The organism is Streptomyces sp. PsTaAH-137 (genome assembly GCF_003259365.1).
Taxonomy (GTDB): domain Bacteria; phylum Actinomycetota; class Actinomycetes; order Streptomycetales; family Streptomycetaceae; genus Streptomyces.
This window is the reverse complement of the sequence record NZ_QLLY01000038.1, coordinates 1-10,828: the sequence shown is the minus strand read 5'-3', so window position 1 is coordinate 10,828 and position 10,828 is coordinate 1. Positions and strand designations below refer to the sequence as shown.

Below are 10,828 nucleotides of genomic sequence, written 5' to 3'. Positions count from 1 at the left end.
CGCCCGGGGCGGGTCGCCGCTCCGCGCCGCCCCTTCCTGACCCGCGCTCCGCGCTGGTCAGGGGCCTGATCGCTCCGCGATCCGGCAACTACGCACCAGCCGGAGGCCGGAGCCGCAGCGAAGCGGAGGCGCCTGCCGGAACCTGACACACCCTCAAAAACCCTGTGTGTCAAACCTGATGCCCGGATGGACTATGGACTCAGAACCTACCACCACCACACGCACTGAAACCTCGGCGCGGAGGTTTCAGTGCGTGTGTCATTTCCGGTGCGGGATGATTGCTGGGTTCGGCCCGTATCCCCGTCAGCGTTCGATGTGGGCGACCCAGGTAACGGCCTGGATGATGCTGGGCAGTTCACCGATTTCCTGTGCGGCAGCACGGTAGCAGTCGGCTAGGACGTCGTACCGGGATTGTGTGCTCAATCCTCGGTCTCTTTGCCCGTAGATCTCCTGTACGGCGATATCGTGCGCGTGCCGGTCGATTACCACTGAGGTCGCGTTCTGCGGTTCGGCGATGCAGCGGTAGAAGTGCCCGGTTTTGAGGTGCATGGGCAGGACCGTACTGGGGTCGGTGCCTGCCATGATGCGATCTGCTTTGGTGAGTGCATCCCGGACGTGTCCGGTGGCCTTTCCTTCCTGAAAGGCTTTCTCTGCGATTCGGCAGTTCTCGGCCCAACCCTTGTTGGCGGAGAGTGCGGCCAGTACGCCCGCGCCTTTCCTCGCGTCTCCGGCCGCGATGGTGACGGCCAACTCGTGCGCGGTGACGTACCAGTCGCGTCCTCGGCGCTCCTGGTCGGGCGTGGCGGTGGTCCACGTGCGGATGATGGCTCGGGTGTAGGTGTTGCGCTGCTCGTCGGTGGCCTTGAACGGGATCACAGGGGTTCCTCGGGGGTGAGCGCGCGGGGTGCGGGGAGGAGCGCAGGCCCTGTGAGGGCGGCTCAACTCGCCTGTCGGCGCGGGGAGGTGCCGTGTGGGCAGGCTGATGCCGGCCGATCGGCTGGAGGGGCGTGGGAGGCCCTGTGCGGGCCTCCCACGGTGTGGGTGATCCGGTGAGTCAGCGGGTGGTCTGCTGGCCCTTGGGACGGCTCCAGGCGGGCCGGAGCTGGGTGAGCGAGACGAGCGCTTCGCGCAGTGACTCGGCGCGGAGCGTCGCGGCCGGGCAGGGCTCCAGGATGCGGCGCGCGTAGTCCGGGTGGGCCGTGGTGCCGTCCTCGGTGATCATGCGGCGCGCGGTGAGGAGGACGCCGCGCGCGCTGGCGTAGTCGGTGGGGTGTGCCTGCGGGCAGGGGCAGGTGTGGCGGCGCTCGGCCGCGAGGTTGACGAGCGCCTGGGCGTGGTCGGCGACGGGGATGCATCCGGGGTGCCGGTTCACGGGGCGGGGGATGCCGTTGCCGTTGCGGCCGCGCCAGTGGCTCCAGAAGCGGTGACCCTGCCAGCCGCAGAGGCGGCATTCCATGTGCCAGGGCTGGTCAGCGCCCGGGTAGCCCGCGAGCGGGACCCAGCCGAGCTGCGCGAGGCGGGCCATGGCCTCAGCCGCCCGAACGAGGTTGGCGAGGCTCAGCTTCAGGTCGGGCACGAGGTGCGCGTAGGTGTCGGTGCCCGCAACGATGCGGTGCAATCCGGTGCGCGGGCTCTGGTGGGTCGTCGTGGCCTGCTGCGCGATGGTGGGGCGCTTGCCCTGGTCGGCCAGCTCCACGAAGTGCTGGGCGGCGGCGAATCGTCCCGAGGAAACTCCGTTGACGCCGTTGGAGAAACGGCGGTCGATTCGGTGTCCGGGCATGTTCGCGAACCATGCGCCATGTCGGCGGTAGATGGTGCCGAAGGGCGTTCCGTCGACTGCGACCGGGTACGAGCCGGAGGCGTCGCGCTTGCCAATGACGTAACGCGTCGTCTGCTGTTCCACTGTTTTTCCTTTACGGTTTTGTGCTCTTTCCTGTTTGCCGTTTGGGTGCCACTCCCTCCCGGCAAGAGAAACAATACCGAATTAGGCAGTGAAGATCCATGAAATCGGGCCCATAAAGGCCCTTTCGGGTAGACCTTTTTTAATTGATTATTTGGACTGGAATTGCTTTACCTCGCTCTTTTAGGAGGGGTAGTCGGGGCTGGGCGGTTCACCGGCCGCTTTCCCGGCGGAGCCGGGACGCCCGGGTGCTGCGGAGCAGCGACAGGCAAGGGTTGCTGCGCGGAGCGCAGGGACCCGCAGCACGCGCCGGGATGCCGGAGGCAGCCCGCAGGGACCGCGGAGCGGGCCCTGCCGCGCGTGGCGGCGGCTGGTGGGCCGCCCAGCCCCGCCCACCCCTCCTAAAAGGGCTGTGCTGCGCCCTGCTGCGCCCCTCGCTCCGTGCTGCTCCCTCGTGGGTGCCCGGGCGTCGACAGGCCGTCAGAGAGCCGCAGCGCGCCGCCGGAGCGCCTCTCCAGGGCGGGCTATGCTGGTGGTGGATTCCTTTTCGGAGGCTTTCCTGTTGGCCGGTGCCCCGTGCCACCCGCTTCGGCGGACTGAGGGGCACCGGCTTTTTCTTATGGCGGGGCGCTGCTGCGCGCGGGTTTCTGGCCCGCGCGCCATGGTCCGGTGCAGCTGTCATTGCCAGGCCGTCGCGCGGGGCCGGCTCGTCTCCGTTCTCGGTCGTGCCGCTGGTCGCGGTGCATGGGCTGGGGTGGTTCCATGCTGCGGCCCGGTTCTTCCGGGCCGTGGCGCGCGGAGGCGCCGCCGACGCGCAAGAGAAGACGCCCCTGCGGCTGGGTCCGGACCCCGAGCACGCGCGCACCGGCCGTCCTGCCCAGTCCTTTTCTTTCTTCTCCTTTTTCTGGGCTACCGACGGTCGGTGGGTGCGTGTGAGGGGTTGTCGGGGCGGGTGGTGCGCGCTGGATACGGCGCTGACCAGGGCGTATGCCGTTTCGGCTCAGCGTGGGGTGGTAGTGGGTTTGGTACCCCCTGTGGTACCCCCTATGGCTCCCCCTGTGGTAGCGCCGGAAGAGGGCCTGCGGGGTCCTACGGGGTGGTGTTCGTGGACTCGGGCTGTAGTGCCACGTCCAGGGGCGCAGGGGCGCCGCCGCGCGCGGCGTTCCACCATGTGTCGCCCCAGGGTCCGCGCTCGGCCAGACGCTGCAGTGGGACGCCGAGGACGGGAAAGGGTGCCTCGCATTCGCGGAGCAGTTTCATGAGGTCGCGGGAGCGGTTCATGACGGTGGTCTGGCTGGGCCCGGTGAGGACGAAGGCTACGACGGGGTGTCCGGTGGGTGCGTTCCATCGCTGTCGCCAGGTGGAGGTGAGTTGCTTGTCCGTGCGGTTGAAGTAGGCGTTGTAGCGGTGGATTTTGGCGGCTACGCGTTCCGGCGTCATGGTTGCCCGGTCGACTTCTACGAAGAGGGCGGGCAGCCCGTGTTCGGGGGCGGTGAGGACGAGGTCAGCTTGTGCGCTGCCCCGGGCGGGAGCCCCGTCTGTTCCGGCGGTGGGAAGGGACACCTCGGTTGCCAGGGCGTCGAGTTCGCCGATGCCGTGTGGCCGGTGGGCGATGAGGTTTTGGTCGACGGCGGGCAGGGTGGCCGCTTGTGCTTCGGTGGGGCGAGGTTGCAGGAGCGCCAGGGCGGTGGTGTTGACGGCCATGGCGTGTGCCGCGCCGTGTGCGGCCGCTCCTCTGGCCGTGGAGCCCATGTAGTTTGCGGGGCGGCCCAGTGCCTGGGCGGCGGCCTGTAGTCCGGCGGGGGTCAGTCCCCACAGTTTGCGGCCCTCGCGGGTGGCGCCTTCGGAATGGGTCAGGTCGTGGTGGGCGAGGTCGAGCGCGGCGTTTCGATGGGCCTTGGTTCGCATGGCGACGCTGGTGGGGTGACGGTAGGTCAGGTGAGGGCGGGTCAGTTCCTGGATCTGGTCGGCTGTGGCGACTTTGAGTACGCCCAGGACGCGCAGGACGTCTTCTCGCAGTGCCGCTGAGGAGCCGGACGGCCAGCGTGTGCTCTGCTTCGGCATTTTCTGGCTCCGTTTCCCCGCTCACCGGTTGGCTCTTTCCTCAGTCTGTCAGGGCCTGTTGGGAGGGGTGCGGCACGACGGGTGGAGGGATGGCGGGCCCTGCTGGGCGTGTCGGTGCGTGAAGAACCCAAAGCATGTAGAGTTATCCATGTCGGAACGGGCGGCAACCCGGTTCGGCGCCAACCCACCTGCAACGAGGGAGAAGACCTTGACCGTGACCCGCTACCCGCACGGCCTGAACATGTTCGTCCGGCTGCTGGACGCGCTCGGCGACGGCGACCACCGCGTTTCACTGTCCCTGGTTGTCCACACCGACGAGGGAGTCATCTCGCGCTCCGACAGCCTGGCCTCCCTGGTCGACGGCGAGGACCGGACCGGCGAGTACGGCAGGTGTCTGGCCGAGGCGGCGATTCGGGGCATCGGGCTCGGAGGGATGGCGGTGCGCACCGTCGGCGACCCGGACATCCTGCGCGGATGGGCGCTGCGTGGCGACTGGCCGCAGCCCACCACGGCGGGGGAAATCTTCGCCGCGCACTGCACCGCGCCCGACGGCGACCTCCTGCCGCCCATGCCCGGTACCGACTTCCGGGCCGGAATCGCGTTCTGCCGATAACACCGCCGGGGGCGGCCACCGGGCCGCCCCCCCTTCCACACAGGAGGATGCGCAATGCCTGAGCAAGTACGAGTCGAATTGGTCCGCAACTGCGCCGAGTGCGGGGCCGCCGTGGAGAAGTCGTCCCCGTACGAGTGGCGCTGGGTCCACGTGGACGAGGAGGCCGGCCGGAACGGCGCCCAGCAGACCGCCGAGCACCGGGCGCAGCCGGTACGGCGCTGCGCGGACTGCAAGGGGCCCATCACCAACTGGCAGGACCCCTGGGCCGACTACGCGGGCTGCAAGGCGTGCGGGACCGAGACCCGGTCTTCGATCGGTGACTGACGGGCTGCGGGTGAGCCACGGCTCACCCGCCCGGAGAAGGGGCGAGACCGTGAGCGAGAAGCGCGTGAAGGTCGACGGGCAGTGCAGGTGCGGTCTGGCGGTCACGTACGTCCGTGATCTGTACGGCTTTCTGCACGTGGACGCGGAGAGCGGCAGGACCGACAAGGTGTGGCGCGGGCACCAGGCAGACGCCGCGACCACGAAGGATTTGGCGCTGGGAGACCACTTCCGGTTCTTCGGGGCGCGCGACGAGGTCTACGGCCCGGTGGCCGACACGATGAGCGACTACATGCTCCATTGGACTCAGATCACCCTTGGGGACGGTCGCGTTCTGCACCGCCACGCGTGGGCGCGTGTGGAGGTCACGCAGGCTGCACCGCGCTGCGGATGCGGGCGGTACTTCGAGCTGTGCGAGGCCGGGTGTCCGTGGCCGCAAGAACTGGAGGATCTTTGGGCGGGTCGCTTCCCCGCCACCCATTAAGAGCGTAAAGTTATCCCCGTTGGAGAGAGCGGCAATTCTCTCCACTCCAACCCACCAGGTCCGCCACCACCAGGCGCGGCGGACCACCGAAAGAAGGAGCCCCCATGTCCGGCGACCACAACAAGCCCGTCGTTCCGAAGATCCCCGCCCCGCGCCGCAGCCCCGAGAACGGCACCGGGCGCGTGCCGCGCCAGCGCGGCTGACACACCGGCCAGGGGGAGGCCGGTCCCGGCAAGGACCGGCCTCCCCCACCCCCCCCAACCCACCATCACGGAGCAGGAGAAACCCTCATGACGACGACCGCCGTTCCTTTCACCGAGACCGAGACCTACCGCCTCAAGTGCCAGTCCGAGGAGGCGACGGCCGCGATGGCCCAGGCGTCCGTGACCGGCAGGACGGGTTGGCACCAGATCGGCACCGAGATGCTGTGGTGCCACCTCACCATCCAGGCCGACGGCAGCGAGCAGATCCGTTCGGTCGTGGTGAGCAACCCCGCCGGATGCCCGATCGCTCTCGTCACTCCGCTGGACCGCAATGGTGACGCGTGGCTGTGGTCCCCGATCGCCGACACCTACGAGAACACCGCGCAGCCGGACCTGTCGAGCGCCATCGCGGGGGCGCGCCTGGAGGCAATCACGCGCGGCGCGTGGGCTGTCACCGAGCAGGAGGACGTCTACGCCGCCTACCGGGACAACCCCCGACGGGCGGCCTGCAAGCACTGCGGGCACTAACCCCTTCCACCGGTCGGCCCGGGAGGGCCGACCGGTGCCTGACGCGCGCAGCGCCGCCTCCCCCACCCGACAGAACGAGGAGCGTGCCTTTCATGGAGAGCAACACCCACGCCGCCCGGCCCCGTTGGCAGATCAAGGGCATTACCGACGAATGCACGACGTGCGAGTGCTGCGGCCGCTCCAACCTGCGACGCACGGTCGCCCTGTGCCCGCTGGACGCCGAGGGGAACGAGGGCGGCGGGGTGAGCTACTACGGCACCGCCTGTGCAGCCGACACACTGCGCTGGACGACCACCAAGGTCACCAACACAGCCCGACTGGCGACCCGCCAGTGCGACGAGCGCGACGCCTGGGCCCGCCGCATCATCAGCGTTTTCGCTCCCGTCGAGCACGCCACGGCGCGCGAGCAGGCCAACGCCCGGTTCAGCCGCAACCCGCACAGCAAGGGGCCCGCGTCCGCAGAAGTCGCCGGCCTGCTGGAGATGGCCCGCGCGCAGTTGACCGACATCACGCTCGCACCGGCCCGGCCCCACACCGTCGCGGACTTCCAGCCCTACTGGGCGGTGTGGGACGGAACCCAGGTGCTCCGGACCGTGGCTGTTCTTCCCGACCGGACGGCCGCACGGCGCAGCGTGGACGAGGTGATCCGGCAGTCACGTGCCCGCCGTGTGCTGGAGCCGCAGGTCCACACGGTCCACGCGCTGGACATGCAGGCCGCGGAAGAGGTCGCCTATGCGCACGCGGCGCGCGCCCGCTACGAGTCGTACCGCTCGCAGCAGGGATGGCGCGTCAACACGCCCGACCAGAGTCGGAGTTGACCTACACGATCAAAGCGCGTAAAGTTATCCCTGTCAGTTTGGGCGGCAACCCGACTGGCAGTCAACCCACCGAGCACTTCCCAGGAGTACACGTGAGCAAGACCCCCGCACTGCAGGCCCTCACCCTGCAGCTCGACCAGATCATCCCCAACCCCGGCAACGTCCGCCGCGACCTGGCCCTGGACGACGCGTTCGTCGCCTCCATCAAGGAGAACGGCGTCAGGGTCCCCCTGGTCGTCGTGCCCGCCGAGGACGGCCGCTACGAACTGCGCTACGGACACCGCCGCTTCGGCGCCGCCCAGAAGGCCAGCCGGGCCACCGTGCCCGCCCTGGTCCTCGACCCCGCACTGCGCGAGGCCGGAGAGGACTGGGTCGACCAGCTGATCGAGAACGAGGACGCCTACCGGCGCGGACTGACCGAACTGGAGAAGGCCGACGCTCTGTTCGGCGCACTCGACGCCGGAATGAGCACCGCCAAGGTCGCCAAGCGGACCGGCCTCACCAAGGACCAGGTCACCCGCGCCAGCAGCGCCGCCAAGGGCATCGGCGAGCGGACCCGCACCACCCTGGACCAGGCCGCCTACACCGTCGATCTGGACCAGCTTGCCATCCTGGCCGAGTTCGACGACGACCCGGACGCCGTCTCGCGGATCATGCAGCACACCGGCTCCCGGCACTGGTTCATGCATCAGGCCCGCATCGAGCGCCAGGAGCGGGAGATCACGACCGTGCGGACCGCGCGCGCCGCCGTCTTGAAGGAGGCGGGCATCCGGCTGTGGGAGAACCAGGAGAACCTGCCGCCGAACGCAATCGGGCTGGAGGAATTCCTCACCGAGGAGGGCGGCCGCCACCTCACCGAGGAAGAGCACCAGGGATGCCCCGGGCACTGCGTCACGTGGGAAGAGGACGGCGATGAGTGGGACGCGACGTTCCCGCTGTGCCTGGACCCCGCCGCCAACGGCCACCACGTCGTCACCGTGGACGACACCAGCGAGGCCGCCACTCCCGCCAAGAGCGAGACCGGTCTGCCGCGCGCGGCCAAGGTGGCGGGCACCAAGGCCTACCGCGTCGCGACCGACGGACGCCGTGACTGGCTCACCGAACTCCTGGGCCGCAAGACGGCGCCCAAGCCGCTCGCCCTGTGGGTGACCCAGCAGCTTCTGGACTGCCCCGCCCCCGTGGAGAAGTGGTCCGGTGACCTCACCACAACCAAAATCGCCGCGCAGTTGCTCGGCAAGAGCCCCGACACCCCGCGCGCGCAGTGGCTGTCCGGCAGCGCGACGCCCGCCCGCCTGAGCCTGACTCAGTTCGCCGTCCTGGCCGCCTGCTATGAGCGGCGCATCGAGCCCGCACACACCTGGCGCCCGGACAACCCGCAGTGGGACACCCCCAATCGGCGCGAGGACGCCCGTGCCTATCTGACGTTCCTGGCCGAGCTGGGCTACGAGCCGACCCCGATCGAGGCCGCGATCATCAGCGGCACCGACTACACCGACACCGACGCCTCCTGACGCGTCACGGGGCGGGCCCGTGCGGGCCCGCCCCCTCCCCCGGCGGCCGCCCTTTGGCGCCGCCGCTGGAACCCACCCCACCGCCCAGGAGGCTTGCTGTGCCCACCACCCCTGCTGCCCCGGCCACCCGGCAGCGCGCCGCCCGCGCCGCCCTGTCCGCCTACCTCACGCCCGAAGAGATCCCCGCCGCGCAGTCCCCCGACTTCGACCCGGTGACCGCCTGGCAGGCCTACACATACCGCGACCACACCCGGCAGCTCCCGCACCGCCCGGAGACCGTCCTGGACCGTGGAGAGCTCACCGCCCGCTTCGTCACCCCCGCCGACAGTCAGTGGCCGGCCGCGCTCACCGACCTGGGTCCCGCCTGCCCCCTGGGACTGTGGGTGCGCGGCGACCTCACCCACGCCGCCACAGGCAACACCGTGGCCATCGTCGGCAACCGGGCCGCCAGCCAGCACGCCGTCACCGAGGCCGCGCTGCTCGCCTACGACGTCGCCGCCCAGGGCCACACCGTCTCCAGCACGCTCGCCCTCGGCGTCGAGACCGCCGCCCAGGACGCAGTCATGCCCGCCCGCACCATCGCCGTCATCCCCCGGGGCCTGGACCGCTGCCACCCCCACAGCAACGACCGCATCATGCGCCGCGCCGCCGACCACGGCTGCGTCATCAGCCTGCACACCGCGCACACACCGACCACCATCACAAGCCTGCGACGCGCCGCCTGGCTCACCGTCGCACTGGCCCGCACCGTCGTACTCGTCGAAGCGATCGAGCGGTCCCCCGCGATGGAGTACGCCCGCGCCGCCCGCGCCATGAACCGGCCGCTGTACATCCCCCAGCAGCTGGCCGACGACCCGCGCAGCACCGGCAGCCGCCGACTGCTCGCCGAGGGCCACGCCCGCCCGTGCCCCCGCGCCTCCGAGCTGCTTTCGGACGCCGTCTGATGTATGCCGCCCAAGAGGCCCTGCCGTTCCACGACTTGGCCGAGATCCCCACCGCCTCCGACTGGTGCCAACGGTGGAGCGGGCGCCGTCACTCCTTCCGCCATGTCAGAGAGGGCGGGTTTGATGCCCGCCGGTACGGGGTCGAGCTGCTGCCCGAGAAGGAGGCGAAGGCCTTCGTGGTGGGACACCACTACTCCGGCACGTTCCCCGTGGCACGCTTCCGCTTCGGCCTCTTTGACCTCGGCTCCGGCGATGCCCGTCTGTGCGGAGTCGCTGTTTTCGGGGTACCGGTCCGCGCTGAGGTACTGACCTTGCCGTTGCCCGGCCTTGAGCCCTACGTCGAGTCACTGGAGTGCTCGCGATTCGTGCTTCTCGACGAGTGCCCGGCGAACACGGAGAGCTGGTTCTTGGCCCGGTGCTTCGACGTACTCCTTGCCCGTGGCGTCTTGGGGATCGTCTCGTTCGCCGACCCGGTACCCCGCACGGACGCGTCGGGTGTGACCGTCGCAGTCGGCCACGTTGGAACGATCTACCAGGCCACGAACGCCGTCTACATGGGCCGGGCAACTCCCCGGACCGTAAAACTGCTGCCGAATGGCAGGGTGCTCAATGAGCGAATGGCCCAGAAGGTACGCGACCAGGAGCAGGGCCACGAATACGCGGAGCGGCTTCTCACCGAGCTGGGGGCAACTCCGATGCGCGCCGGCGCCGATCCCCGAGTCTGGCTTCGTGAGTCGCTGGAGGCAGTAGGCGCGCGCAACTATCGACACCGCGGCGTCCATCGTTACGTCTTCAGACTGGGCACGAACCGCCGCAAGAGGGAGAGCATCCGGTTGGGCATTCCGACGCGCGCTCCCTACCCGAAGTCACCGGACCGGCGCTAGCCACGGTCACCCTCTGCGCCGATCACACAGATCGGTTCCAGCACCACTTCAACAGGAGAGTCACACCATGACCGCATCACTGAGCAGCCCGAGCGCGTGGGAGAACGAACTCGGCCCCGCCGCCTTCGAGGAAAACCTGGGAGCCCCTGCGGACGCTCACCTCGTCGGTGAGGACCTCACCCCCGAGCCCGACCCGGACGCCTAGGCCGTGTTTTAGAACTGAGGTCCGTGTCTCGCCTCGTGCCGTGATGATCTCGGTGTGGGGCGAGGGGATCTTTCAGATGGCCAGTGGGCGGTTCTGGGGCCGTTGCTGCCGGTCGCGGTGTTGGGCAGGCCGTCGCTCGGACGGCGGCGGTTGATCGACGGGATACGTTGGCGGGTGCGGACTGGTGCGCCGTGGCGGGATCTGCCACCCGAGTACGGTCCGTGGCAGACGGTCTATGGGCTCTTCCGTCGTTGGCAGCGCGATGGTGTCTGGTCGGCGGTCCTGACCGGGCTGCAGGCCCGGGCGGATGCCGCCGGTTTGATCACTTGGGACGTGAACGTCGACTCCACGAT

General features: G+C 69.5%; 13 protein-coding genes. 10 read left to right on the top strand and 3 right to left on the bottom strand.

What is annotated here, in order from left to right; genetic code table 11:
* Positions 1-303: 303 nt before the first annotated feature.
* From K377_RS42640 to K377_RS40035, 3 genes are all read right to left on the bottom strand, one after another.
* Positions 304-876 (bottom strand): hypothetical protein, encoded by a 573-nt coding sequence (locus tag K377_RS42640; RefSeq protein WP_237551566.1) that lies wholly within the window; start codon positions 874-876, stop codon positions 304-306.
* A gap of 178 nt (positions 877-1,054) precedes the next feature.
* The gene (locus tag K377_RS40040; RefSeq protein ID WP_146614851.1) at positions 1,055-1,780 is read right to left on the bottom strand and encodes a hypothetical protein; all 726 of its coding nucleotides are present in this window, start codon (positions 1,778-1,780) and stop codon (positions 1,055-1,057) included.
* Between the two features lie 1,209 nt (positions 1,781-2,989).
* Positions 2,990-3,964 carry a replication-relaxation family protein gene (locus K377_RS40035; protein ID WP_111668573.1) on the bottom strand — a complete coding sequence of 325 codons (975 nt, stop codon included), beginning with the start codon at positions 3,962-3,964 and terminating at the stop codon, positions 2,990-2,992.
* Positions 3,965-4,172: 208 nt separating this feature from the next.
* Here K377_RS40035 and K377_RS40030 point away from each other — a divergent pair, with 208 nt between their 5' ends.
* The 10 genes from K377_RS40030 to K377_RS40000 all read left to right on the top strand — a co-directional run.
* A complete protein-coding gene (locus K377_RS40030; protein WP_111668572.1) occupies positions 4,173-4,577 on the top strand; it encodes a hypothetical protein in 405 nt (134 codons plus the stop codon).
* 54 nt (positions 4,578-4,631) lie between these two features.
* A complete protein-coding gene (locus K377_RS40025) occupies positions 4,632-4,901 on the top strand; it encodes a hypothetical protein (RefSeq protein ID WP_146614850.1) in 270 nt (89 codons plus the stop codon).
* Between the two features lie 49 nt (positions 4,902-4,950).
* Entirely contained in the window at positions 4,951-5,382 is a 432-nt protein-coding gene (locus tag K377_RS40020) for a hypothetical protein (protein WP_111668570.1), read from the top strand.
* A 290-nt stretch (positions 5,383-5,672) separates the two neighbouring features.
* Positions 5,673-6,113, top strand: a complete 441-nt coding sequence (locus K377_RS41965; RefSeq protein WP_161195059.1) for a hypothetical protein — start codon at positions 5,673-5,675, stop codon at positions 6,111-6,113.
* Between the two features lie 92 nt (positions 6,114-6,205).
* Positions 6,206-6,931: a hypothetical protein gene (locus K377_RS41960; protein WP_161195058.1), complete on the top strand. Its 726-nt coding sequence runs from the start codon at positions 6,206-6,208 to the stop codon at positions 6,929-6,931.
* A gap of 92 nt (positions 6,932-7,023) precedes the next feature.
* Positions 7,024-8,442: a ParB/RepB/Spo0J family partition protein gene (locus K377_RS41955; protein WP_161195057.1), complete on the top strand. Its 1,419-nt coding sequence runs from the start codon at positions 7,024-7,026 to the stop codon at positions 8,440-8,442.
* Positions 8,443-8,540: 98 nt separating this feature from the next.
* Positions 8,541-9,386 (top strand): DNA-processing protein DprA, encoded by an 846-nt coding sequence (locus K377_RS40010; RefSeq protein WP_111668568.1) that lies wholly within the window; start codon positions 8,541-8,543, stop codon positions 9,384-9,386.
* Positions 9,386-10,270: a hypothetical protein gene (locus K377_RS40005; RefSeq protein WP_237551563.1), complete on the top strand. Its 885-nt coding sequence runs from the start codon at positions 9,386-9,388 to the stop codon at positions 10,268-10,270. The genes K377_RS40010 and K377_RS40005 overlap by 1 nt, the downstream gene beginning before the upstream one ends.
* Before the next feature lie 67 nt (positions 10,271-10,337).
* Positions 10,338-10,475 (top strand): hypothetical protein, encoded by a 138-nt coding sequence (locus K377_RS41950; protein WP_161195056.1) that lies wholly within the window; start codon positions 10,338-10,340, stop codon positions 10,473-10,475.
* Between the two features lie 54 nt (positions 10,476-10,529).
* A partial coding sequence (locus K377_RS40000; RefSeq protein ID WP_146614849.1) for a transposase occupies positions 10,530-10,828 on the top strand: 299 nt, incomplete at its 3' end.